The 25180-nt window shown below is 52.1% G+C and carries 20 protein-coding genes and 2 pseudogenes; 21 read left to right on the top strand and 1 reads right to left on the bottom strand.

The genetic code is table 11. The features are described 5' to 3' along the window. Positions 1-6: 6 nt before the first annotated feature. The 12 genes and pseudogenes from MTP41_RS02085 (at position 7) to MTP41_RS02135 (ending at position 11752) form a co-directional block, all read left to right on the top strand. The gene (locus MTP41_RS02085) at positions 7-369 is read left to right on the top strand and encodes a PrgI family protein (protein ID WP_044960449.1); all 363 of its coding nucleotides are present in this window, start codon (positions 7-9) and stop codon (positions 367-369) included. Next, on the top strand, positions 344-2710 hold the full coding sequence (locus tag MTP41_RS02090; RefSeq protein WP_249236079.1) for a VirB4-like conjugal transfer ATPase, CD1110 family: 2367 nt from the start codon (positions 344-346) through the stop codon (positions 2708-2710). Before MTP41_RS02085 ends, MTP41_RS02090 begins: the two co-directional genes overlap by 26 nt. Next, positions 2703-4400, top strand: a complete 1698-nt coding sequence (locus tag MTP41_RS02095; protein ID WP_249236080.1) for a C40 family peptidase — start codon at positions 2703-2705, stop codon at positions 4398-4400. The genes MTP41_RS02090 and MTP41_RS02095 overlap by 8 nt, the downstream gene beginning before the upstream one ends. Positions 4401-4994: 594 nt before the next feature. Further along, a complete protein-coding gene (locus MTP41_RS02100; RefSeq protein ID WP_249236081.1) occupies positions 4995-6473 on the top strand; it encodes a reverse transcriptase domain-containing protein in 1479 nt (492 codons plus the stop codon). Then, positions 6430-6792, top strand: coding sequence for an HNH endonuclease signature motif containing protein (locus MTP41_RS15680; protein ID WP_249236082.1), 363 nt, complete (start codon positions 6430-6432; stop codon positions 6790-6792). Before MTP41_RS02100 ends, MTP41_RS15680 begins: the two co-directional genes overlap by 44 nt. 120 nt (positions 6793-6912) lie before the next feature. After that, positions 6913-7023, top strand: a pseudogene (locus MTP41_RS15685) (peptidase P60); the annotation flags it as partial. A gap of 13 nt (positions 7024-7036) precedes the next feature. Next, the gene (locus tag MTP41_RS02110) at positions 7037-7300 is read left to right on the top strand and encodes a DUF4315 family protein (RefSeq protein ID WP_249236083.1); all 264 of its coding nucleotides are present in this window, start codon (positions 7037-7039) and stop codon (positions 7298-7300) included. Then, on the top strand, positions 7290-8015 hold the full coding sequence (locus MTP41_RS02115; protein WP_249236084.1) for a DUF4366 domain-containing protein: 726 nt from the start codon (positions 7290-7292) through the stop codon (positions 8013-8015). Before MTP41_RS02110 ends, MTP41_RS02115 begins: the two co-directional genes overlap by 11 nt. 99 nt (positions 8016-8114) lie before the next feature. Next, positions 8115-10148, top strand: coding sequence for a type IA DNA topoisomerase (locus MTP41_RS02120; protein WP_249236544.1), 2034 nt, complete (start codon positions 8115-8117; stop codon positions 10146-10148). Continuing rightward, positions 10148-11035: an LPD16 domain-containing protein gene (locus MTP41_RS02125; protein ID WP_249236085.1), complete on the top strand. Its 888-nt coding sequence runs from the start codon at positions 10148-10150 to the stop codon at positions 11033-11035. Before MTP41_RS02120 ends, MTP41_RS02125 begins: the two co-directional genes overlap by 1 nt. Positions 11036-11043: 8 nt before the next feature. Then, entirely contained in the window at positions 11044-11559 is a 516-nt protein-coding gene (locus tag MTP41_RS02130) for a YodL domain-containing protein (protein WP_249236086.1), read from the top strand. After that, on the top strand, positions 11549-11752 hold the full coding sequence (locus tag MTP41_RS02135; RefSeq protein WP_249236087.1) for a transposon-transfer assisting family protein: 204 nt from the start codon (positions 11549-11551) through the stop codon (positions 11750-11752). Before MTP41_RS02130 ends, MTP41_RS02135 begins: the two co-directional genes overlap by 11 nt. Here the strand turns inward: MTP41_RS02135 and MTP41_RS02140 are convergent. Beyond that, positions 11688-11963: a DUF5131 family protein gene (locus MTP41_RS02140; protein WP_207653642.1), complete on the bottom strand. Its 276-nt coding sequence runs from the start codon at positions 11961-11963 to the stop codon at positions 11688-11690. The genes MTP41_RS02135 and MTP41_RS02140 overlap by 65 nt on opposite strands. Positions 11964-12352: 389 nt before the next feature. Between MTP41_RS02140 and MTP41_RS02145 the strand changes: the two genes are divergently transcribed. The 9 genes and pseudogenes from MTP41_RS02145 (at position 12353) to MTP41_RS02195 (ending at position 25083) form a co-directional block, all read left to right on the top strand. After that, entirely contained in the window at positions 12353-13027 is a 675-nt protein-coding gene (locus MTP41_RS02145) for an alpha/beta hydrolase (RefSeq protein ID WP_249236088.1), read from the top strand. A 20-nt stretch (positions 13028-13047) separates the two neighbouring features. Beyond that, entirely contained in the window at positions 13048-14523 is a 1476-nt protein-coding gene (locus tag MTP41_RS02150; RefSeq protein WP_055058585.1) for an amino acid adenylation domain-containing protein, read from the top strand. Next, positions 14523-14993 carry a GNAT family N-acetyltransferase gene (locus tag MTP41_RS02155; protein ID WP_005924656.1) on the top strand — a complete coding sequence of 157 codons (471 nt, stop codon included), beginning with the start codon at positions 14523-14525 and terminating at the stop codon, positions 14991-14993. The genes MTP41_RS02150 and MTP41_RS02155 overlap by 1 nt, the downstream gene beginning before the upstream one ends. Positions 14994-15072: 79 nt before the next feature. After that, positions 15073-15964 (top strand): annotated as a pseudogene (locus tag MTP41_RS02160) (radical SAM protein). Between the two features lie 72 nt (positions 15965-16036). Further along, entirely contained in the window at positions 16037-16258 is a 222-nt protein-coding gene (locus tag MTP41_RS02165) for an MmcQ/YjbR family DNA-binding protein (RefSeq protein WP_226815879.1), read from the top strand. Positions 16259-16356: 98 nt separating this feature from the next. After that, positions 16357-16938 (top strand): methyltransferase family protein, encoded by a 582-nt coding sequence (locus MTP41_RS02170; protein WP_249236089.1) that lies wholly within the window; start codon positions 16357-16359, stop codon positions 16936-16938. Between the two features lie 29 nt (positions 16939-16967). Beyond that, complete coding sequence (locus MTP41_RS02175) at positions 16968-17378, top strand: arsenate reductase ArsC (protein WP_249236090.1); 411 nt, start codon at positions 16968-16970, stop codon at positions 17376-17378. A gap of 134 nt (positions 17379-17512) precedes the next feature. Continuing rightward, complete coding sequence (locus MTP41_RS02190; RefSeq protein ID WP_442900327.1) at positions 17513-24754, top strand: DEAD/DEAH box helicase family protein; 7242 nt, start codon at positions 17513-17515, stop codon at positions 24752-24754. Further along, positions 24751-25083: a plasmid mobilization protein gene (locus MTP41_RS02195; RefSeq protein WP_249236092.1), complete on the top strand. Its 333-nt coding sequence runs from the start codon at positions 24751-24753 to the stop codon at positions 25081-25083. Before MTP41_RS02190 ends, MTP41_RS02195 begins: the two co-directional genes overlap by 4 nt. The last annotated feature ends 97 nt before the right edge of the window (positions 25084-25180 follow it).

Consider the following 25180-nt stretch of genomic DNA (forward strand, 5'->3'; position numbering starts at 1 on the left):
GGAATTTTGGCAGCTTATATTTCCGTGCCGCGCGATTTCAGCAAGGTGAAGTCCAAAGTAGCCTTCAACCTGACCGCCCGGCAGCTTATCTGTTTTGGTGCAGCGGCAGTCGTAGGGGTGCCGCTGTTTTTTGTTCTGCGGGACACCGCTGGCAATTCCGGTGCTACCCTCGGCATGATGGCGGTCATGCTGCCCATGTTCTTTCTGGCCATGTATCAGAAGAACGGTCAGCCGGCTGAAAAGATCCTGCGGTACTACTTTCAGGCGCGCTTTGTTCGCCCGAAGGTGCGTCCGTACCAGACCCGCAATTACTATGCACTGCTTGTGAAGGGAGATGACGCCCATGATTCCGTTTCTGAAAAAGAATAAGGACGGCAGGAAGCCGCCCAAGTCCACGGTGCCCCGCACGGCACAGGAGAGCATTCCGTTCCAGCGGATGTTTGAGGACGGTACCTGCCGTGTCCGTCCCGGCTACTACACCCGCACCATCCAGTATCAGGATATCAACTATCAGTTGGCGCAGCAGGAGGACAAGACCGCCATCTTTGAGGAATGGTGCTCTTTTCTCAACTTTTTCGACAGCTCTATCCACTTTGAACTGTCTTTCGTGAATACCGCTACCGATTCGGCAGACTTCGAGAAGTCCATCCGCATCCCGTACCAGCAGGATGGCTTTGATGATGTGCGAGCCGAGTACAGCCAGATGTTGCGGCAGCAGCTTTCCAAGGGCAACAACGGCCTGACCAAGACCAAATTCCTGACCTATGGCATCGAGGGCGACAGCATGGCGCAGGTCAAACCTCGGTTAGAGCACATCCAGAACGACCTGATGAACAACTTTCACAGGTTGGGCGTTCTGGCAAAGCCGCTGGACGGTACGGAGCGTCTGCGGCTGATGCACGGGATGCTGAACATGGATGGAGCCAACAAGTTCCACTTCAACTGGAAAGACCTTGTGCCCAGTGGTCTGTCCGTAAAGGATGCCATTGCCCCCACTGCGCTGGCGTTTAAGAACAGCCGTACCTTTCAGGTGGGCGGCATCTTCGGGGCGGTCAGCTTCCTGAATATTACGGCTTCTGACCTGAGCGATCAGCTTTTGAAGGATTTCCTTGATATGGATTCCAGCCAGATCGTTACCATGCACATCCAGTCCGTTGACCAGAACAAGGCCATCAAAACCATCAAGCACACCATCACGGAACTGGACCGCAGCAAAATCGAAGAGCAGAAGAAAGCCGTCCGCGCAGGATACGATATGGACGTTTTGCCGTCCGATTTGGCAACCTACGGCAGAGATGCCAAGGCACTTTTGAAGGAATTGCAGAGCCAGAACGAGCGGATGTTCCTTGTCACTTTTCTGGTGTTGAACACCGGCAAGACCGAGCAGGAACTGGAAACCAACGTGTTTCAGGCAGTCAGTATTGCCCAGAAGCACAACTGCGAATTATGCCGCCTTGATTTTCAGCAGGAGCAGGGGCTTATGTCCTCGCTGCCGCTGGCAGACTGCCAGATCGAAATTCAGCGGGGACTGACCACCAGCAGCACGGCAATTTTTGTGCCGTTTACTACGCAGGAGCTGTTCGACAACGGTAAGGAAAGCCTGTACTACGGTTTGAACGCCCTGTCCAATAACCTGATTATGGTGGACCGCAAAAAGCTGAAAAACCCCAACGGTCTGATTCTGGGCACTCCCGGCTCTGGCAAGTCGTTCAGCGCAAAGCGAGAAATTTGCAATGCTTTTCTCGTCACGGATGACGATATTCTTGTGTGCGATCCTGAGTCGGAGTATGCTCCACTGGTGGAACGTCTGCATGGGCAGGTCATCCATATCAGCCCTTCCAGCACCCAGTATATCAACCCCATGGACATCAACACAAACTATTCCGAGGAAGATAATCCGCTGGCTTTGAAAGCCGATTTTATTCTTTCCCTTTGCGAACTTGTAGTCGGCGGCAAAGAGGGGTTGAAGCCTGTGGAGAAAACGGTCATTGACCGCTGCGTCCACAAAATCTATGCTCCTTACTTTGAGCACCCCTGTCCCGAAACCGTGCCGATGCTGGAAGATCTCTACAATGCTCTGCTGACGCAGGATGAGCCGGAAGCCCATCATGTTGCAGCTGCTCTGGAAATCTACGTCAAGGGCAGTCTGAATATCTTCAACCACCGCACCAACGTGGATATCGACAACCGCATCGTCTGCTATGACATCAAGCAGTTGGGAAAGCAGCTGAAAAAGCTGGGTATGCTCATCGTGCAGGATCAGGTCTGGGGCCGTGTGACCGCCAATCGCTCCGTTGGCAAATCGACCCGATACTACGCCGATGAGTTCCACCTTTTGCTGAAAGACGAGCAGACAGCCGCCTATTCCGTGGAGATTTGGAAACGTTTCCGTAAGTGGGGCGGCATCCCGACAGCCTTAACACAGAATGTGAAGGATCTGTTGGCAAGTCCCGAAGTATCGAATATTTTTGAAAATTCGGACTTCGTTTATATGCTGAATCAGGCCAACGGCGACCGGCAGATTCTTGCGAAACAGCTTAATATTTCGCCCCATCAGCTTTCCTATGTGACCCACTCCGGCGAGGGCGAAGGGCTGCTGTTTTTCGGCAACGTGATCCTGCCCTTCGTTGACCACTTTCCGAAAGACCTTGAACTCTACCGCATCCTGACCACCCGCCTGTCGGAAGTTGTGGAGGCAAAGCATGAATAAGAAACAGCCGAAGCTGAAATTTGAGGAGGACAAGGAACGCACTGCAACACGCTCCCCTCCGAAAAAGGAAAAGGTGGAGCAGACGCAGCCCCGAAAGAAACTGAAACTGGATGCCGACAAAGCTGCCGAAAAAGCACAACATCTACGCTTTGGCAAAGCCGAGATCACCCCGGACGAAGCATCCCGCATGACAAAAGCCCAGAAACGAGAGATGTACGCTTCGGCCATTGCCCGGTCTGCGGCTCACCGGGAAGTTGACCAGTATGAGGATGATAATGTCGGCACGCAGGCTCTCAACGAGGGACTGAAAACAGAAGAATCTGCTGCGGATTTTTCCAAAAGCCGCTATTCTCGTAAGCTCAAGAAGAAAGCCAAGCTCCAAGCAAAAAAGAAGCTCAGAGCTACAAAATCTTCTGCCCATGAGCCGGACAAGGTACAAAATGCAGGAGAGGCCAACGTCATTCATAGTGACAGCGGCGAGGGTGGTTCCAACTGGCTTTCCCGGTGGCGGCAGAAACAGGACGTTCGCAAAAGCTACTATGCTGCTGCCCGGTCGGGCGGCACCGCAGCACAGACCGCTGGCGGGCAAAAGATCACATCCAGCGGTGCATCTGTCACTAAGTCCGGTGTAGAGCAGGTCATTGATAAGGGCAAGTCGGCTGTCAGCACTGCCGTCAACGGCATTGCCAATTTTGCAAAGAGCAACGCACACGTTTTGGTGATCGTGGGCGTTTTTCTTTTGCTCCTGATGCTGGTCATGTCGGCATTTTCGTCCTGTTCCATTCTGTTCTCCGGCACCACGCAGGTATCCGGGCAGACCATGTACTCCGCTGAGGACAGGGACATCCGGGGCGCAGAACAGGACTATAAGAAGCTGGAAAAGGAACTGGATAAAAAAATCAAGCGCACCCCCACCGACCACCCCGGCTACAACGAGTACCAGTACCATCTGGATGCTATTGAGCACGACCCGTGGCAGTTGACGTCGTTCCTGACCACTTTGTATGACGATTACACCCGGTCGGAGGTGCAGAGCAAATTGAAGGAGACCTTCAAAAAACAGTACAAGCTGACCACATGGGTGGAGGTGCAGATACGGTATAAGACGGTCTGGGTCATCAGCCCGGCAGGAATCCCGGTCCCCACGCAGGTGCCCTACGAGTACAAAATCTTCCACACCAAATTGGTGAACAAAGGGCTGGAAGTCGTTATCCGGGAGGAACTGGACAACGACCAGTGGAAACGGTACGAGATCTTTCAGGACACGCTGGGCGGTCGGCCTTATCTGTTCAACGGTGGTCTGCCGCCCGGTGGCTCCGATGGTTCCGGCACACCGGGCATCGACTATCAGATTCCGGCAGAAGCCCTGACGGATGAGGAGTTCGCCGCCATCTACAAGGAAGCCCAAAAGTATGTGGGCACACCCTACGTCTGGGGTGGCTCCACCCCGGAAACAGGCTTCGATTGCAGCGGCTATGTTTGCTGGGTTTATAACCAGAACGGCTACGATGTGGGGCGCACCACCGCCAACGGCCTGTGGAACAAGAGCCAGCACATCAGCGAGGCAGAAGCAAAGCCCGGTGACCTTGTTTTCTTCGAGGGAACGTATGATACCCCCGGAAAAAGTCATGTGGGCATCGTGCGTCCAGTAAGGACGATAGTAGAAGTAGAGAAAGGAGGCTGTGGTTAAGGTACTACCCCGCAAAGCAACGCGGGAATCCACCTGCTTTACCGAAAATCGAAAGATGTACGGGAAAAGAGCACGGCAGGAAAGCGGCAAGTTGCCTAAAGACAATCGGGCACGACTGAACCGCGAGGATAAGTGAATACAAGGATAAAACTGAATTGTTTAAGGTGAGTTCCAAGCCCTTGTTACGTGTGGGCAAAGGAAAATTGTCTGAAACCTTTGGTACAGGGACCGTAGGAAATAGAGTCCTTCCTATGGGTTGCTAATCCCCTGTGCGGCACGTCGGAGAACCGATAGTAACGGAACAAAAGCATATCCGATAATTCACATTGACCTACTACTATCGTCAACTGGAGATTGTCTAAACCGGAACGCTTGAAAAAGCTATGTGTAATGCAGCAATGTGATAAATTTCAAAGCTATGCTAGAAAGATGACACTGAAAATCCGGCATGACAACGGAGCTTCTGTAGTAGTCCGAGAATCCTGAATTAACAGGAAAAGCCGTAAAATCGGATGCGGGAAAGCCGCTCACATGGCGAAGAGAAGCAGTTTTTTGTGCATTAAAATCAGAAATTGATTAGAGAGGAAAGCCTCAATGAAATCAACAATGGAGATTTTAACAAAATTACAAGAGAATTCCCAAAAGAACCAAGATGAAGTGTTTACACGACTGTACCGCTATCTTTTGAGGCCAGATATTTACTTCATCGCCTATCAGCATCTTTACTCCAATAAGGGTGCAGGAACGAAGGGTGTGAATGATGATACGGCTGATGGATTTAGCGAGCAGTATGTGACAGCCATCATTGAAGCATTGAGAACAGGGTCATATGAACCCAAGCCGGTACGCAGAACCTATATTCAAAAGAAGAACGGCAAGCTGCGCCCGCTGGGACTTCCTGTATTCGCTGACAAGCTGGTGCAAGAAGCTATCCGTATGATTCTGGAAGCCATCTACGAGCCAATTTTCTCTATCTATTCCCACGGCTTTCGACCGGGCAGAAGCTGCCACACGGCACTTGCCATGATCAAGCATGAGTTTACCGGAGCAAAGTGGTTCATTGAGGGCGACATCAAGGGATGTTTTGATAACATCGACCATTCCACGCTGATTGGTGTGCTGAACCGAAAAATCAAGGATGCTCGTTTTCTGAACCTGATTCGTATGTTTCTGAAAGCCGGCTATATGGAAGACTGGAATTTCCATGAAACCTATAGCGGATGCCCGCAGGGTGGAATCATCTCCCCGATTCTTGCAAACATTTATCTGAACGAACTGGACAGGTATATTACGCAGCTGAAGAAGGAATTTGACCACGGATACAATCCGAGAAACTTTACGGAAGAATACAACACGATAAGACACAAACGAGATGCACTGCATGAGAAAATCAAGAAAGCTGAAGGAACAATGCGGGAGCAACTGATTGCTCAGCACAAGCAACTGACAAAGCAGTTATTTCGGACACCTGCAAAAGCATGTACCGATAAGCGATTGAAATATGTTCGCTATGCAGATGACTTTCTGATTGCAGTCAATGGGACAAGAGAGGAATGCGAAGCGATTAAGGCAAAACTCACGGATTTTGTCCGGGACACTCTGGAAATGGAGTTGAGTCAAGAAAAGACCCTCATTACGCACAGCAATACTCCTGCCCGATTTCTTGGTTTTGATGTTCGGGTGCGCAGGGATGCCAGTGTCAAACGCTCTGGAAAACGAAAAATGCGCACTATGAACAACAAAGTGGAACTCAATATTCCACTGAAAGATAAGGTGGAGACCTATTTACTGTCCCATAGCATCGCTAAAAGGGATGGAAAGAGGTTGATTCCTATTCATCGCCCCATTCTGCTGAACCGCACGGATTTGGAAATCGTAATGATTTATAATGCGGAACTCCGAGGGCTCTGTAACTATTATGCCATTGCAAGCAACTTCAACAAGCTCGTTTACTTTGGCTATCTGATGGAATACAGCTGTCTGAAAACACTCGCAAACAAGCATCGCTCCCGAATTTCTAAGGTTCGTTATGAATACAGAGATGGGACTGGCGCATGGGGGTGTTCCGTATGAAACCAAAAAGGGAAAACGCCGTATGATGTTCGCTAAGTACAGCGATTGCAAAGGCAAAGATTTGACGGAAAAAATGCCCGATTTGGCGTATCGCTATTCGCACAACACAACATCCTTCGAGGAACGTCTGAAGGCCAAAGTCTGTGAAGTCTGCGGCTGTACAGACAGCGATAGCTATGAAATCCACCATGTAAACAAGGTCAAAAACCTGAAAGGTAAAGCTGATTGGGAGAAAGTCATGCTGGCAAAGAGGCGCAAGACAATCGTTGTGTGCCACAAATGCCACATGAGAATTCATCATGGAACTAAAACGGAATAACTTTTGAAATGGAGCAAAAAATGGGGAGCCGTGTGCGTTGAGAGGCGCAAGCACGGTTCTGGGAGAGGTCTGTGCAAACCTGTCGTAGAAATACGATAAGGCGGCACTTTCCTACTCTACTACCTCGGCAACGGTATGATGGTCAGTGCCGGAGACCCCATCAAGTACGCAAATATTCACTCGTCCTACTGGGAGAAGCATCTCGCCGGGTTTGGACGGCTTTCAAAATGATTGGAGGAGTTTTATGAGCGAAAAATCGGATAAGCTGCGAGCGATGCTGGAAAAAGAGAAGGAGCGCCGCATCAAGTTGAACAATCGCATCGAGATTCTGGAGCGGCGCATTCAGGAGGAAGATTCCGCCGAGGTCAACGAGATGGTGCGGACTGCCAAGGTCACGCCGGAACAGCTTGCCGCCCTGCTGCGGCAGTCTGCTGCCACCACCCCGAACCCGGCTGCGCTGTCTGCCGTTGGTGCAACTTTTGAGGAGGTTGATACGGATGAAGATTAAGAAACTGGGTGCGCTGCTGGTATCGGCAGCACTGTGCGCTGGTATGGCGGCTCCCGCCTTCGCCTTTGAGGGCGAAGCTGCCCCGGTGGAACAGCCGGTTCTGCCGGAAGTCGTGGAGGAGGATATTGTCACCGTCACGGACGAAACCTCTGGTGCCCTGACCCCGGAGGGCAATCTGACGCTGGTGGACGATTACCACACCGACTATTCCGATGGCAGCGGACAGCAGTTTATTACGCTGGTCAGCAAATCGGGCAATACCTTCTATCTGGTCATCGACAGGAACAGCAAAGGGGCGCAGACCGTCCACTTTATGAACCTTGTGGACGAAGCAGACCTGTTGGCACTGATGGAAGAGGATGCCGCCGATGCCTACACCGCCGAAAAAGAAGCGGCGTCGCAGGCAGAACAGGACAGGCTGAAAGCCGAGGAAGAAGCCAAGAAAGCCGCCGAAGAAGCGGCGGCATCTGGTACGGAACAGCCCAAGGAAAACAAGGTCACAAAGATCGCGTCCGGCTTTCTGGGGGTGGTCGTGCTGATTGCGCTGGTGGCAGGCGGCGGCTTCTACGCCTTTACGAAGCAAAAGCTGAAAAAGCAGGCCGAAAAAGAAGCCCTTGACCCCGATGCAGGTTATACCGAGGACAAGGGCGATTTTGAGATTCCCACCGAGGATGAGCCGGAGGACACCGGCGAGGAAGATACCGAACCCATCTGATTTTAAGGCGGCGTTTTGCCGCCTACATATTGCAATCCGAAACAGAATGGAGGGATATTTATCGCACAATTGATCGTAGCGGAAAAGCCGTCCGTTGCCATGGCTTACGCTAAAGTCCTCGGTGCCACCAGCCGTCAGGACGGCTACCTTGAGGGCAACGGCTATCTCGTCAGTTGGTGTATTGGTCATCTGGTGGAACTGGCTCCGCCCAATGTTTACGATGCCAAATACGTCAAGTGGAGCATCGCCGATTTGCCCATCCTGCCGCAAAAGTGGCAGTATCTGGTGTCTGCGAGCACGAAAAAACAGTTCGGTATCCTGAAAAAACTCATGCACCGGGCAGACGTTGATACTGTGGTGAACAGTTGCGATTCCGGTAGAGAGGGCGAACTGATCTTCCGCTTGGTGTACCAACAAGCGGGCTGTAAAAAGCCTGTTTTCCGCCTGTGGCTGTCCAGCATGGAGGAATCTGCCATCCGGGAGGGCTTTGCCCATCTGAAACCGTCAACTGAATACGATGCGCTGTACAATGCAGCACTCTGCCGGGAACGCGCCGACTGGATGGTCGGTATCAATGCGTCCCGGCTTTTTTCGTGCCTGTACGGTCAGCCGCTGGCGGTGGGGCGTGTTATGACCCCGGTGCTTGCCATGACGGTAGTGCGGGAAGCTGCCATTGCCGCCTTTACCCCGGAGAAATTCTACACGGTTGCCCTGACCCTTGCAGACGGCGGCACCGCATCCAGCAAACGGTTTGCACAGAAAGCGGATGCTGAACTGTTGCTTTCCAAATGCCGAAAGGAGGGACGTGTCACGGTGCAGGAGATGGAACGCAAGGAAAAGTCCGAAAGCCCGCCGCAGCTCTATGACCTTACTGCATTGCAGCGGGATGCCAACCGTCTGCTGGGATTTACGGCACAGCAGACCTTGGACTATGCCCAAAGTCTTTACGAAAAACGGCTCATCACCTACCCTCGCACGGATAGCCGGTTTTTGACGGAGGACATGGCGGCATCCCTTCCGGGGCTGGTGACGGACACGGGCAGAGCGTTTGCCGTAAAGGAGCCTCTTCCCATCCATGCGCAGCAGGTCATCAACGGCAGCAAGGTCACCGACCACCATGCGCTGTTGCCCACGAAAAGCATGGCAAACGCAGACCTCACCGCCCTCCCTGCCGGGGAGCGGAATGTCCTGCGGCTGATTGCCGCACGGCTGCTCTGCGCCGTAGGTGAACCGCACCGCTATGCAGAAACCATACTCACCACCATCTGCGCCGGGGAAGAGTTCTCCGCAAAAAGCAAGGTGGTGCTGTCCGATGGATGGAAAGCCCTGGAGCGAAAAATGCTGGGGGAACTTCTGGGAAAGCAGAAAGAACCGGCTGTTCTGCCGGATGTGCAGGAGCAGAGCCAGTGCAGCGTTGCCGATGCCGAATTGAAAGAGGGGCAGACCTCCCCACCGAAGCATTTTACTGAGGATCTTCTACTTCATGCGATGGAAACTGCCAGTGCGGATAGTATGCCGGAGGGTGTGGAACGTCAGGGCATCGGCACCCCGGCTACCAGAGCCGCCACCATCGAAAAACTGGTACAGAAGGGCTTTCTGGAACGCAAAGGCACCAAGAAAACCAAGGTTCTGCTGCCCACGGATAAGGGAAAAGCCCTCATCACTGTGATGCCCGAAGAAATCCAATCCCCGGAAATGACCGCCGATTGGGAAACAAAGCTGCTGCAAATCGAACGTGGCGAAATGGAGCCGAGAGAATTTATGACCGAGATCAATACGATGATTACCGAACTGGTAAAGAACACGGAAATGAAAAAAGGAGCGAATGCGCTTATGAAAAACAAGATTATTGGTATCTGCCCGAACTGCGGTGCAAATGTTGTGGAGCGTGAAAAGGGCTGGTTCTGCGAGAACCGAGAGTGCCGTTTTGTCCTGTGGAAGGACAATGCGTTCTTCAAGCGTCTGGGCAAGCGTCTGGATGCTCATGTGGCAGACAAGCTGCTGCGGGATGGCCGGGTCCGCCTGAAAGACTGCAAGAGTGCCAAGGGCAAGACCTACAATGCCACCGTGCTGCTGTCCTGTGAAGCCGATGGCCGCAGCAAGTTTTCGCTGGAATTTGAAGGTGGGTGCTGATGGAGCAGATAAAAGAAGCGGTCTACCTTATCAACGATGAACGCTATCTGCATCTCCGGGAAAACGGTGCAGGGGTCGGCTTTGCCACCTACAACAAGGTAACTGGTGAGCCGCTGGAAAGCGGGCAGATCTCGGAAAAGAACCTGCCGCCCGATGGCAGGAACGCCATTTCTGCCGCCCGGAACTGGTATCTGTTTGAACTTTCGGACGATGACCGCAAGGTCATCCAACAGGAAAGCGTAAAGATCCTCGAAAACATCCCGCAAGCTGGTATCGGCAGACGGCGCATCTGGGAGCCGGAAACGCTGCCGAAGGATATTCGTCTCATCAACAGCCACTATGATGACCTCTATCGCATTCCCGATGGCGGCGTAATTCAGGTGGATTACCCGGATAGGCGCAGTTTTACGGCACGGGTGGAACATCTGGATGATTATCACTTTGACATGGGCGGTCTGGGCAATGTGTTCCACATCTGCCAGTTTGCCGAGGTCATGGAACGGAACCATGCCGACTTCTACCCGGAGATTCAGACACAGGACGAGCAGGCTGCATGGGAACTGGGCGGCAAAGGCTATCTTGCCATCCAGTCCTGTGAGGATGGATGGGATTACACCCTCTACCACAGCGATTATTCTGTGATGGACGGTGGGCAGCTGGATGCCCCGGAACTGACCATTCAGGAAGCCCGTGAACAGATTCTGGAAGCACACCACATGGAAAAGGGCCGGCGGCTACTGCAGGACTACGATGCAGTCATGGATAAAGTTGCGGAAGCCGAGGAACTGAGTGCAGACCATCGCCCTTCCACACTGGAAAAGCTGGCAGAACTGGCAAGTGATACGTCTGCGCCAAAATCCTCTGCACGTTCTGCACCGGAACTGTGAGGTGGACGATGCAGCAAAAATGGAACCAGAATTTTGACGGTGAACCCATGACGGACATCCCGCAGAAGTTTCTAAACGCAGGGTGCGATGTTTATATGGTGATGCAGCTGCGGCATGACGAAAAAATCTTCGATGAAAGATTTGCTTCTATGCGGGAGTTGAACCATCGAGGCAAAACGCCCGACCGGGATCATTACGAGGTCACCTACTATGCTGATCTGCCCGCCATGTGGCAGGATGTGCCGAACAACGAGATTTTGGAAGAACTATTTCAGATGTCCAACCTCTCCCGTCCGCAGGATTTTGAGGGACACAGCCTGTCGGTCAGCGATGTGATCGCACTCAAACGCAATGGCGAGGTATCCGTGCATTATGTGGACAGCATCGGCTTCAAGGAACTGCCGGGGTTTCTGGATAAAAAGCCGGAACGCACATCGGTTTTGCAAACGCTCAAAGAGAAGTGCGATGCCCCGGAGTGCAATCCCACCGTCTGCCGGAAAGCGAGGGATGCCCATGAACTTTAACCATGAGGAACTCATGCTGATGATGCTCTACAACACCGGCACCCGGCTGGGGCTTATCCACGAACTGCGGCTCATGCAGTGTTACCTGATGCCGGATGAAACCGCCCTGCAGGAGTTGTCGGAGGGCGTTATCGAAAAGCTGAAACTGCTGACTGATGCGGAGTTTGCCGAACTGGAATTTCCCCCGGACTGACTTTCGCCGCCTGCGGGCGGCGTACATAGGCTCTTTTACAATGGGATTCGGTGTGGTATACTGAACTCGACAAATCGGGATTTGTCTTGACTTTATAAATTTCCCCGCCTGATTTGCCCCGTTCATTGTCCAGATAGTACATATAGCAGTGGTCACAGCCCTCACTGTATTTGCGGCAGCCATGCCAGGGATTCCAAATATCACTGCTCATACCGATTCCTTTCCAGTTCGCAAATCAGACTGTGAGGCATTCTTCGTGGCCCACGTACCGCACCAATCCCATAGGCTTTCAGCTTCTCAAACGGGAGAAAAGACGGGTTGTACTGATCCAGCTTTTTCAATCTCATCACATGGTTCATATGTACGTTGCCATCATCATAATGGTAAGGAATATTGACTTCTGTAGCTTCGCACCGATATAGAACAGCGGAAACCGGGGCCGTAACATATAGACAGACAACATCGCCAACGGCTACTTCCTCCTGTTTATAGCCTTGGTCAGTAGTTTGATACTATGTACGAACTTTCTGCGTACTTGCTTTCGTTTTTGGATACCGTACAATATTTATACAATGAATCGTCAAGAGAGGAGGCAACAAGGTGACTTCTTTAACCATAGAACAAAAAAGAGTGGACATATACCCAAGCGCAAAGCCGGGCAGCCCAGTTATCTATCTCAACACCTTTTCCAATGCCGTTAACAGTGTGTATAAAAACCTGATGGCGCTCGGCTGCCCAGATTTCTGTCTGGTGGCGGTCAGTCAGCTGAAATGGGATCATGACATGACACCGTGGTATATGGGGCCGATCTCTAAACACGATACGCCCTGCACCGGGGGTGCGGATGATTACCTGAAACTGCTTCTGGATGAAATTATGCCGGAAGCGGAAGCACTCCTTCCCGGTGCGCCCGCCTGGCGGGGCCTCGCCGGTTACTCGCTGGCCGGGCTGTTCGCCCTCTACGCTCTCTACCAAACGGATGTGTTTGCCCGCGCAGCGAGTATGTCAGGTTCCTTCTGGTTTGAGGGCATCATGGAATATGTGTGCTCCCATGAGATGAAGCGCAAACCTGACTGTCTGTATTTTTCTCTCGGAGACAAGGAGAGCTCCACCGATAATCCGATTTTGAACGTTGTGCAGCAGAATACGCAGGAGATAGAAACACTGTGCCACGGGAAAGGCATCGAAACCACCTTCGTACTGAACAGTGGCAGCCACTATCAGGCGTGCAACAAGCGCACAGCGGCTGGCATTCACTGGATATTAAATAGATAAACCGACAAGGAGATAAAACGATGGATACGATCTATTCGCTTTTTCAGAAGGTAGTTAAAGAACATGAAAATGCCCCGGCTATCATTGAAAACGACCGCACCATGACTTTTGGAGAGCTGTCCAACATGGTGGATATGATCACGTGCAGCTTTCCGCAGGAAGTACACAGCATCGGCATCGTCATGCGTCACCGAACCGAGATGATTGCCTCGATTCTGGCGGTACTCAAATGCGGCGGCCGATATGTCCCAGCCGAGCCGGATTTTCCCACCGGGCGCATCCATGACATGATGACCGAGGCACAGGTGGATTTTGTGCTGACGGAACACGCCTTTGCGCCCAAACTGAGCAGTTTCCCCATCCGCTATACAGATTGTGAGATCTGCGGCGTGGAGACGCCCTCCTGGAAGCGCAACGCCATCGAAGACCCGGAACGCCCCGCCTATGTGCTGTATACGTCAGGTACCACCGGGCGGCCCAAAGGTGTCTGTGTCACCAACCGCAATGTTTGCCATTATGTCCGTGCCTTTGCCAACGAGTTCCATCCCGGCCCCGGTGATGTCATGCTGCAATATTCCGTCTGTTCTTTTGACATCTTTGTGGAGGAAGTGTTCACCAGTCTGCTGAATGGTGCCGCTCTGGCCATCCCCGCTGACGAGGATAAGGCCGACATCCATGCATTGATGGCTTTTGTGGAACGCCACCATGTGACTATGATCAGCGGCTTTCCGTATCTGCTGGCAGAAATGAACCACCTGTCTGTCATTCCGTCCTCTCTGCGGCTGCTTATCAGCGGCGGCGATGTGTTGCGGGGCGTTTATGTGGATCACCTGCTGAACAAAGCAGAGGTTTACAACACCTACGGCCCCTCCGAGACAACGGTCTGCGCCTCCTATTACCGTTGTAATAGTGGAACTGTGCTGGAGGACGGTACCTATCCCATCGGTCATCCTGTACTAGGTGCGCAAATCAGGATTCTGGATCAGTCTGGCAACGAGGTTGCCAAAGGGCAGACGGGTGAGATTTGCATTTATGGCGGCGGTGTATCTCTGGGCTACATTGGCGACCATGCCGAGGAAAACAGAGCTTTTGAGCGGCAGCCGGACGGTAGCACCATGTACCGCAGCGGCGATTTGGGCTATATCCTGCCGGATGGCAACATTGCATTCCTGCACCGCAAGGACGACCAGATCATGATTTACGGCAAGCGGGTGGAACTTGCCGAGGTGGAGTCCCGGCTCTATCGGTGCAAGGATGTGCAGCAGGCTATTGTCCGGGCTTTTACAGACGAGGATGGACTGTCCTATATGACCGCCTATGTGGTGCCTTCCGACAATAAGCTGAAAGTCTCGGAAGTAAAAAAAGAACTGTCTGAAAATTTGACTTCCTTTATGATCCCAGAGTTCTTTGTGAAGATGAAGCAGATTCCTTTGAATGTCAACGGTAAGCCGGATGTGTCGAAACTGCCGGTGGTAATGAAAGCGGGGGCATTATAATGGAGATTCAGATCCGGCAGGCCACGATCCAGGACCTGAATGTATTGATGCAATGGCGAATGGAAGTCTTGCATGAGGTATTCTCCATCCCCTCGGAGCGGTCTGTAACAGAGCTGGAATCGGAAAATCGCCGCTACTATCAAACAGAACTGCCGCAGGGCGGACATATTGCCTGCTTTGCCTACGTAGGGGAGGAAATCGTCGGCTGCGGCGGGATATGCCTCTATCATGAGATGCCCTCACCGGACAATCTAAACGGGAAATGTGCCTACCTGATGAACATTTATACCCGGCCGCAGTTTCGCGGACACGGCATAGGGAACAGAATCGTCAGGTGGCTTGTAGAGCAGGCTCGTCAGCGGCATATTTCAAAAATTTATCTTGAAACCTCAAACAAAGGCAGGCCGCTGTATCAAACAATCGGTTTTGCCGATATGAAGGATATGATGAAACTGTCCCGTGAAAAATAAGCAAAATCAAAGGAGCATACATACAATGGAGCCAATCATCTGAAACGTTGAAGTAAAAAGCGTCCTCACAAAATCCAATTTGCCTGTGAGTGATTATTCGGTCAATCCTTATGTGGGCTGTGGCCACGGCTGCAAATATTGCTACGCATCTTTTATGAAGCGTTTTACCAATCACCCGGAGCCCTGGGGAGAGTTCATAGACGTTAAATTTTGGCCGGAAATCAAACACCCGGAGCGGTATGCAGGGAAAGAACTGTTTCTCTGTTACGTGACCGACCCATATCAGCCGCTGGAGGAAACCGTCTGCCGCACCCGCGCCATTTTGGAGCAGATGCAGGGCAGCGAATGTAGCCTCAGTATTGCTACCAAGTCTGACCTGGTGCTGCGTGACCTTGACCTCATTAAAACATTCCCCAATGCGCGGGTATCCTGGTCGATCAAACACACTGGACGAAGATTTTCGCGCTGATATGGACAATGCAGTGAGCATTGAGCGGCGGCTGGCCGCTATGAAAGCATTTCATGATGCTGGTGTGCGCACCACCTGCTTTATCTCGCCGATTTTCCCCGGCCTCACCGACCTGCCCTCCATCATCCACCGGGCGAAGAATCAATGTAATTTGGTCTGGCTGGAAAACCTAAACTTGCGGGGCGGTTATAAGAAAACGATTTTTGACTATATAACGGAAAAACATCCAGACCTGCTGCCGCTGTACGATACCATTTACAATAAAAAGGAACGCAGCTACTGGTCAATGCTGGATGCGCAGATGCGGCAGTTTTGCCAAGAGGAAGGGCTACTGTATGTCCGGGATGATGATTCCATCAAACGCCCGTTCAACGATCCGCCTATCGTGGTCAATTATTTTTTCAACGAAGAGATTATCCCTCGGCCAAAATGCAGAAGAACAGGTAATCAAAACTATATAGTAACATGCAGAAAGCTAGAAGTTGTAGAGGTGAGGTTATGAAACGCGCAGAATTAGAATCAGACATATAACGCCGAGACAGATTATCCGTGGCTCAAATATCCGAATTTTGAGGTGTTCCGGCATTGTAATAATCGGAAGTGGTTTGCTCTGATTATGGATGTACCAAAGAACAAGCTGGGGCTGCAAGGCGAAGAAATGCTGGAAGTGGTCGATTTCAAATGTGACCCAATTCTGATTGGCACACTACGAGAGGAACCCGGCTTCTTCCCGGCGTATCACATGAGCAAGGATAGCTGGATTACTGTTGCACTGGATGTGCAGCGTATCAGATGACAAAACCAAAATGTTGCTTGATATGAGTTATGAAGCAACGATACCCAAAACATGCAAAAAGAGATACTGACAAATTCCAGTTTGAGAGGATAAGGGCAATGGAATTTAAGTTGATTTCCATAGCAAGCATAATAGCTTTTTATGGTTGCTATTTTGTGAAAATGTTCCATCAAAAAAAGCAGGGAATACAGACAGACCAAATCGGAAAGAACAAAGTTGGTTTTGTGAAATTCGTGGAAATTACCATGAAGATTGCGGCTATTCTTGTTTTTATAGCGGGGCTTTCCAGTATTTTTTTTGAAACGGAGCATAGCCCTGTTTCCGTTCGGATTTTTGGAGCGATACTGAGTGTTGCGGGAACGGCTATATTTATCGTTGCGGTATGGACGATGCGTGACAGTTGGCGAGCAGGAGTGTCCAAAACCGATAAAACGGAGCTTGTGACAAACGGCATTTATCAAATCAGCCGCAATCCCGCCTTCCTGGGATTTGACCTTTTATATATTGGCACACTATTGATGTTTTTTAACTGGATTTTGTGCTTCCTAACGGTATTTGCGGTCATCATGTACCATTTGCAGATTGTCAATGTCGAAGAAGATTTTTTATTTGCCACATTTGGAAATGAGTATCTGCAATATAAGAAGAAAGTTTGTCGCTATATTGGCAGAAAGCGATAACTTCCAGTTTGTGGGGAAGGAACACCTATATGTCAAAACCCAAAATCGCCTTTATCTGTGTCCATAATTCCTGCCGCAGTCAGATTGCCGAAGCCTTTGGCAAGGTACTGGCCGCAGATGTGTTTGAAAGCTACTCGGCTGGAACCGAAACCAAACCGCAGATCAATCAGGATGCTGTGCGCCTGATGAAAGAACTATATGGCATCGACATGGAAAAGGCACAGTATTCCAAGCTGATTTCTGCAATTCCAAAGCCGGATATCGCTATTTCCATGGGCTGCAATGTCAGCTGCCCGTTCATTGGCAGACCTTTTGATGAGAATTGGGGTCTGGATGACCCCACCGGAAAAAGCGATAATGAATTCAAAGCAGTCATAGAGCAGATTCGTCAGAATGTTCTTGCGTTAAAATCGAAACTTTACGATGGTTCCAGTTTTTGAAACCCTCAAAAGTGAGGTCTTGATAGAACGCTTCGATTCATGCTGTACTAAAACCAGTTTTAATTCCATAAGCGAGTGACCTGAAAAGGCCGCTCGCTTTTTTGTTTTCCACGAAACATGAAGGGAGGAACGCAATGCCAAATAAAACGCAAGAATATCTTAATCTCGCCCAGCAAACGGCAAAGGAACTGACCCGGTATTGGGAAAACTGGACGGACTATCTGACCACTGCATCCCGGTTGTATAAATACAGCTATGCAGACCAGCTCATGATCTACGCCCAGCGTCCTGATGCTACCGCCTGTGCCAGTTTCGACCTCTGGAACAACCGCATGAACCGATACGTCAGGCATGGCTCCAAGGGCATCGCCCTGTTAGACCAGTCCAGCAGTGTCCCACGTCTGCACTATGTCTTTGATGTGAGCGATACCGGGGTGCGCTGCAATTCTCGTGACCCTGAGGTGTGGCAGCTCGGCCCTGATCTGGTTCAGCCTGTGTCAGAAATGCTTGCCAGAGAATACGGTGTCCGGCATGAACGAATCACCCAGCAGATCGCGGACATTTGCGGCAAGCTGGTGGATTGCTATTGGGATAACAACAGCGGTGACATTCTCGACATCGTTGACGGCTCGTTCCTGATGGATTATGATGAAGCCGGACAGGAGTTCCAGTTCAAAAGTGCCGCTGCAATCAGCATCACCTATGCTGTCCTTGAACGATGCGGTTTTGAGCCGGAAGGACATTTTGACCGGGACGATTTTCAGGCCATCTTCTCCTTTTCCACTCCTGCCGCCGTGTATGCGTTGGGCACCGCAGTCAGCGAGTGCAGCCGGGATGTGCTGCGCAACATCGAAAGAACCGTAAAGACGACAATCCGCCGCCGCAATGTAGAAAGGAGCCAGTATGAATATGAACAGCAGGAACGTGACCTACTCGACCATCGGGGATTATCAGCTCCCGAACCTGACCCTGCCCCGGCAGGAGAAAACACTGGGCAAGTACGGGCGACTGCGCCGGACTTACCTGATGAAGCATCGCCCGGTGCTGTACAACTCGATGCTTCTGTCGGGAACTCTGCATCCGCACCTGTTGGAGGTGGAGCAAACCGCAGAGAGCCGGATGCGGCAGACCATGCAGGAGTTGCTGAAACAGAACCCGGCTCCGAACAAGGAGCAGTATCAGATGGAGTGGGTGCAGCACATGAACAGCCTGAAAGCACAGGCCGAGGAACTGGTGATGAACGAGCTGATTTACAGCTAAGTTTCTTCGATGCACACATTCCCACCGAAGCTGAACAAATTGAATCCATCGACCAAGCGGAGAGCGAAAAATCGCCCTCCGCTTTCTCTTTGTCACAGGCTGAGATCGAAAACGCGCTGCGGAGAGGTTCTAACTTTGAAAACAGCAAACTTCGCATCTGGAAAATTTATCAGCTCCAGCCTGACCGAAAACTCCGGGCAAAAGCTCTTGCGAAAGAATATGCCCCAAACGGACCCGGCGGCTCCTCGCACACCTATCTGGACGGAAGCAATGGTTGGCTCGATCATGACAGCAAGGGGCTGACGTTTGAACACTATCCAGACCATCAGAAAGTGCTTTTCCGCTGGAATCAGGTCGAAAAATATATCGACCTGATGATTCAGTCTGACCGCTATCTGTCGGATAAAGAGAAAAGAACCATTGACTTCCCCCTTGAGCTGAACGCCGCCAGTGCTGCCGAATACACGGCATTAAAGGAACAGTACCCGGACACTCTCGTTGGATTTGAAGCAGGTGGCAATTTTATGTTCTATGGAGAAGATGCCGCTAAAGTTGCCAAAATCATCAACAGTGCTTTGTTCACGAGAGACACCGCGCTGGGCGAAGTTCAGGTCACAGGCTTTTCTCCTCGCTTATGGGCAAGAAAGTCAAAAGAATTATGGTCTGCGGGCAATGATGTCTATCTTGCCGGGTTAAACGAAGATGGCACTCACCATCAGACCAAGCATCTGCGCAAAGAGGACTATCTTCCCATTGGCTCCATTATCAATATGGATAGCCGTGAATTTCGGATTGATAGGGTGGACTTTAATAAGGGCAAAGTTTCTTTGCAGGATATGGCACTGGCCGATATGCGGGTGCCGATTTTTCGGGAAGAACCGCTGTCTGTTGTCCGGGAATTGTACGAACAGCAAGACGAAGCTCTTGACACCGCTCCCGAAAAAGCAGTCGATTATAAGGTCGGGGATGATGCCGTTGTTGAACTGCCTACCCGAACCATCGAGGGAAAGGTCGGCTATGTTGGTGAAACCGATGTGCGCATCGACACCAGTGCGCAGGGCTATTCGTGGAGCAACGAGGTGTTGAACAAACAGCAGTTCGAGGACAGTCTGCGACGGAATGAGCCTACGTCTGATGAATCACTGGACAAGCTGCCTATTTCTGTAGAGGTCAACGGCGAATGGCAGACCTTCCCGGATGCCGCTGCCTTGGATGAAGCCCTGAATGCCGAACCTGCGCCGGAGCCTGCCGGGAACTTCCACATCACGGACGACCATCTGGGCGAGGGCGGCGCAAAGCAGAAGTATGCCCGGAATATTGCAGCTATCCGCACCCTGTTTCAGTTGGAACAGGAACACCGTGGAGCCACCGCCGAGGAACAGGAAGTGCTTTCGCAGTATGTGGGCTGGGGTGATCTGCCGGATGCCTTTGACCCGGATAAGAGCAACTGGTCAAAAGAGTACACGGAACTGAAAGGGCTGCTCTCCGAGGACGAGTATGCCGCAGCCCGCAGCTCCGTGCTGAATGCCCACTACACCAGCCCCACCGTGATCCGTGGTATCTACGATGCGGTGGAGCGTATGGGTTTCCGCAGCGGTAACATTCTGGAACCTAGTATGGGCGTGGGCAACTTCTTTGGAATGCTGCCGGACACCATGCAGGACAGCCGCTTGTACGGTGTGGAATTGGATTCCATCACCGGGCGCATTGCGAAAAAACTGTATCCGCAGGCTGACATTACTGTTGCTGGCTTTGAGACCACCGACAGGCGTGACTTTTATGATCTAGCCGTGGGCAACGTACCTTTTGGTCAGTATAAAGTCAACGACAAGGCGTACAACAAGCTGGGATTCTCCATCCACAATTATTTCTTTGCGAAAGCCATCGACCAAGTGCGTCCGGGCGGCATTGTGGCGTTTGTGACTTCTCGTTATACCATGGACAGCAAGGACAGCACCGCCCGCAAACACATGGCAGAGCGTGCCGATTTGCTGGGTGCTATCCGTCTGCCGAATAATGCGTTTCGCGCCAATGCTGGCACAGATGTTGTCAGCGACATTATTTTCCTGCAAAAGCGCGACCGTCCCATTGACCATGAGCCGGACTGGGTGCAGTTGGGCAAAACAGAAGATGGCTTTGCCATCAACCAGTATTTCGCAGACCACCCGGAGATGGTTCTGGGCGTACTCTCCACCGAAAGCACCCAGTATGGACGAGAGGAACTGACGGTTGCGCCCCTTGAGGGCACCAGCCTTGCCGACCAACTTGCAGAAGCAGTACAGCATATTGAGGGGCAATACGCCGAAGTTGAGGTGGAAACACCAGATATTGCGGATGCCGAAAATGAGAAGCACATTCTCCCGGCTGACCCGGAGGTCAAAAACTTCTCCTATACCGTAGTGGACGGCGAAGTTTTCTACCGGGAAAATTCCGTGATGACGCAGGTAGAACTTTCCGACACCGCCAAGGGGCGCGTCACCGGCATGGTGGAACTGCGCCAGATCGTCAACGACCTGATCGACCAGCAGTTGAACGACTACCCGGACGAGGACATCAAGGCAACACAGGAGCGTTTGAACGCCGCCTACGATGCCTTTACCGCCAAATATGGCTTGCTGAACGACCGCAAAAACGGGCGGCTGTTTGAGCAGGATTCCTCGTATTATCTGCTGTGCTCACTGGAAAATCTGGACGAGCAGGGGCAGCTCAAGAGCAAGGCTGCAATGTTCACCAAGCGCACTATCCGCCCGGAACGCACCGTCACCAGCGTGGATACCCCCAGCGAAGCGTTGGCGGTGTCCATCGGAGAACACGGCAAGGTGGATTTACCCTATATGGCAGAACTGCTGGGTACGCCCGGCGAGTACGGGCGCATTACCACCGAACTTTCCGGTGTGATCTTCAAAGACCCTGCCGCCGACCCCACCGACCCTGAAGCAGGCTGGCAGATGGCAGACGAGTACCTGTCCGGCGATGTCCGGGCAAAGCTGCGAATGGCGCAGTTCGCCGCCGAAACGAACCCGGAGTTTGTGGTCAATGTGGATGCGCTAACTAAGGCGCAGCCCAGAGAACTGGAAGCCTCAGAAATTGATGTGCGGTTGGGCGCAACATGGCTGAACCCGGACATTATTCAGAAGTTTATGACCGAGACGTTCCAGATCCCCTACTATCTGCGCCATGCAGTCAAAGTGAGGTATTCTCCTTATACCGCAGAGTGGCGCGTGGAGGGCAAGACCGCCACCGGGCGGAGCGATATTATCTCCTCCGAGACCTACGGCACATCCCGTGCCAATGCCTACAAGATTCTGGAGGAGACCCTGAACCTGAAAGATGTCCGCATCTATGACACGATCGAGGATGCCGAGGGCAAGCCCAAACGGGTGCTGAACAAGCGGGAAACCATGCTGGCGCAGCAGAAGCAACAGGTCATCAAGGATGCTTTCGCCAACTGGGTCTGGCAAGACCCTCAGCGGCGCATTGCGCTGGTGAAGCAGTATAACGAGCTGTTCAACTCCACCCGCCCCCGTGAGTATGATGGCTCCCACATCCATTTTGTCGGCATGAACCCGGAGATCACCCTCCGGGAACACCAGCGAAATGCCATCGCCCATGTGCTTTATGGCGGTAACACGCTGCTTGCACACGAAGTTGGTGCGGGCAAGACCTACGAAATGGCGGCATCTGCCATGGAAGCAAAACGGCTGGGGCTGTGCCAGAAATCCCTCTTTGTGGTGCCCAACCATTTGACAGAGCAGTGGGCTTCGGAGTTTTTGAACCTCTACCCTAACGCAAAACTTTTGGTAGCACGGCGCAAGGACTTTGAAACTGCCAATCGCAAAAAATTCTGTGCCCGCATCGCCACCGGGGACTATGATGCCGTCATCATTGGCCATTCGCAGTTTGAGCGCATTCCGCTGTCTTTTGAGCGGCAGGAGCGCATTATTCAGGAGCAGATTTACGAGACCCTTGCCGCCATCAACGAACTGAAAGCCCATGCAGGCGAGAATTTCTCTATCAAGCAGATGGAAAAGACCCGGAAAACGCTGGAAACCAAGCTGGAAAAACTGCGCTCCGATGAGCGCAAGGACGATGTAATCACCTTTGAGCAACTAGGCGTTGACAGGCTTTTTGTGGACGAGAGCCATTTTTACAAGAACCTCTTTTTGACCACAAAAATGCGGAATGTCGCAGGATTATCCACCAGCGAAGCCCAGAAATCCAGCGATATGTTCGGCAAGTGCCGCTATCTGGACGAGATCACCGGCGGGCGTGGCGTGGTGTTCGCTACCGGCACCCCGGTGAGCAACTCCATGACCGAGTTGTACACGGTCATGCGGTACTTGCAATACAGCACCTTGCAGCAGAAAAAGCTGACCCACTTCGACTGCTGGGCATCTACCTTTGGAGAGACCACCACTGCAATCGAACTAGCCCCGGAAGGTACAGGCTATCGGGCGAGAACGAGATTTGCAAAGTTCTTCAATCTCCCGGAGTTAATGTCGATGTTCAAGGAGGTTGCGGACATTAAAACTAGCGACCAGCTTCATCTGCCGGTGCCGGTTGCAAAGTTTGAAACCGTGGTGGCAAAGCCCTCGGAAATTCAGAAGGAAATGGTGCAGGAACTGAGCAAGCGTGCGGCAGAAATCCACTCCGGTGCAGTAGATGCCTCCGTGGACAATATGCTCTGCGTCACAAACGACGGCAGAAAGATTGGCTTGGATGTTCGCCTGATGAACCCCATGCTGCCGGACGACCCCAACAGCAAGCTGAACGTCTGTGTGCGGAACGTGCTGAAGATCTGGGATGAGGGCAAAGATCAGAAGCTGACCCAGCTTTTGTTCTGCGACCTCTCCACTCCGAAAAATGACGGCAACTTCAACGTCTACGATGACATTCGCAAAAAGCTGATCGCTGCCGGTGTGCCGGAAAACGAGATCGAGTTCATCCACAACGCCGACACCGAAGCGAAAAAGGCGGCATTGTTCTCCAAAGTGCGCTCTGGCGATGTGCGAGTTTTGCTCGGAAGCACTGCAAAAATGGGAGCGGGCACCAACGTCCAGTCCCGGCTTGTGGCAGTGCATCATCTGGATGTTGGCTGGAAGCCCAGCGACATGACCCAGCGCAACGGGCGAATCATCCGGCAGGGCAACATGAATAAGGAAGTCAAGGTGTTCAATTACGTCACGGAAGGGACATTTGACTCGTACTTGTTTCAGACCCTTGAGAATAAACAGCGATTCATCAGCCAAATCATGACTTCCAAATCTCCGGTGCGCTCCTGCGAGGACGTGGACGAGCAGGCACTTTCCTATGCGGAGATCAAGGCACTGTGCGCCGGAAATCCGCTCATCAAGGAAAAGATGGACTTGGACGTTCAGGTCGCCAAGCTGAAGGTGCTGAAAGCCGACCACCAGAGCCAAAAGTTCCGTCTGCAAGACAAGCTGCTGACCAAATTCCCGGCTGACATTCGGGAAACGAACGCCTATATTGCTGGGGTGAAAGCGGACGCACAGCTTGCCGCCGCCCACCCGCAGGGCAAGGAGGAGTTTTGCGGCATGACCATCAAGGGCGTGACCTACGATGAGAAAAAGACCGCCGGTGAGCGTCTGGTGCTTGCTTGTTCTGAACTGCCAAACGCCGAAGAAAAAGTCATCGGCAGCTACCGGGGCTTTGAGTTGTCTCTGCGGTTCGATACCTTCCGCAGCGAATATCAGGCGATTCTGAAGGGTCAGCGGAGGTACCCGGTAGCACTGGGCACCGACCCGCTGGGCAACATTATCCGTCTGGATAATTCGCTGAACAACTTCCCGGAGCGCATTAACTCTGCTGAGAATGAACTAGCCACTCTGCATCAGCAGCAGGCGGCGGCGCAAATCGAAGTGGAAAAGCCCTTCCCACAGGAGGAAGAACTGACAGAGAAGTCCGCACGGCTTGCGGAACTGAACGCTCAGTTGGATGTGGACGAAAAGAGCCATGAGCCGGAACAGGACGAGGAAGAACAGGAGAATGTCTCTCGCCGCCCCTCGGTGCTGGCGGCACTGGAAGAAAAATCCGATAAGCCGGAGCCGGTGAAGCCCTTCCGCAGCTATTATGATAAGGATGGTGATGCCCGATGAAAGAAAAGCGGGACGAGATCATCATCCTGAGAACCACAAAAACTGAGAAGAACCGCATTTATGAAAAGATGCTGGGCATGGGCATCCGCAGCCTGAGTGCCTATATCCGCAAAATGGCACTGGACGGATACTGCCTGAACCTTGACTTGCCGCAACTGCGGCGCATGGCGTATCTCTTGCAGATGTGCAGCAACAACCTGAATCAGTACGCCAAAGCCGCTAATGAAAATGGTCGGGTCTATGCCGCCGACATGGAGGACCTGCGGCAGCGGCTGGATGAACTGATTGAGATTGGTCGGCAGATCCTTTCCCGGCTGGCTGATCTCTAAATTTCTCCTCGCAGTTGGAGGGCTGCGGGGCTACATATAGGTTGACATCCTTGCAAGGGGTGTGGAGATGCCTTTATAATAAAGTCGAAAGGCGGTG

It is taken from the genome of Faecalibacterium sp. I4-3-84 (assembly GCF_023347255.1).
GTDB classification, from domain to species: domain Bacteria; phylum Bacillota; class Clostridia; order Oscillospirales; family Ruminococcaceae; genus Faecalibacterium; species Faecalibacterium taiwanense.

Coding starts and splice junctions, on each gene's coding strand:
- MTP41_RS02090 (WP_249236079.1), top strand. CDS start 344: ATGATTCCGTTTCTGAAAAAGAATAAGGACGGCAGGAAGCCGCCCAAG.
- MTP41_RS02095 (WP_249236080.1), top strand. CDS start 2,703: ATGAATAAGAAACAGCCGAAGCTGAAATTTGAGGAGGACAAGGAACGC.
- MTP41_RS02100 (WP_249236081.1), top strand. CDS start 4,995: ATGAAATCAACAATGGAGATTTTAACAAAATTACAAGAGAATTCCCAA.
- MTP41_RS15680 (WP_249236082.1), top strand. CDS start 6,430: ATGAATACAGAGATGGGACTGGCGCATGGGGGTGTTCCGTATGAAACC.
- MTP41_RS02110 (WP_249236083.1), top strand. CDS start 7,037: ATGAGCGAAAAATCGGATAAGCTGCGAGCGATGCTGGAAAAAGAGAAG.
- MTP41_RS02115 (WP_249236084.1), top strand. CDS start 7,290: ATGAAGATTAAGAAACTGGGTGCGCTGCTGGTATCGGCAGCACTGTGC.
- MTP41_RS02120 (WP_249236544.1), top strand. CDS start 8,115: ATGGCTTACGCTAAAGTCCTCGGTGCCACCAGCCGTCAGGACGGCTAC.
- MTP41_RS02125 (WP_249236085.1), top strand. CDS start 10,148: ATGGAGCAGATAAAAGAAGCGGTCTACCTTATCAACGATGAACGCTAT.
- MTP41_RS02130 (WP_249236086.1), top strand. CDS start 11,044: ATGCAGCAAAAATGGAACCAGAATTTTGACGGTGAACCCATGACGGAC.
- MTP41_RS02135 (WP_249236087.1), top strand. CDS start 11,549: ATGAACTTTAACCATGAGGAACTCATGCTGATGATGCTCTACAACACC.
- MTP41_RS02140 (WP_207653642.1), bottom strand. CDS start 11,963: ATGAGCAGTGATATTTGGAATCCCTGGCATGGCTGCCGCAAATACAGT.
- MTP41_RS02150 (WP_055058585.1), top strand. CDS start 13,048: ATGGATACGATCTATTCGCTTTTTCAGAAGGTAGTTAAAGAACATGAA.
- MTP41_RS02155 (WP_005924656.1), top strand. CDS start 14,523: ATGGAGATTCAGATCCGGCAGGCCACGATCCAGGACCTGAATGTATTG.
- MTP41_RS02170 (WP_249236089.1), top strand. CDS start 16,357: ATGGAATTTAAGTTGATTTCCATAGCAAGCATAATAGCTTTTTATGGT.
- MTP41_RS02175 (WP_249236090.1), top strand. CDS start 16,968: ATGTCAAAACCCAAAATCGCCTTTATCTGTGTCCATAATTCCTGCCGC.
- MTP41_RS02190 (WP_442900327.1), top strand. CDS start 17,513: ATGCCAAATAAAACGCAAGAATATCTTAATCTCGCCCAGCAAACGGCA.
- MTP41_RS02195 (WP_249236092.1), top strand. CDS start 24,751: ATGAAAGAAAAGCGGGACGAGATCATCATCCTGAGAACCACAAAAACT.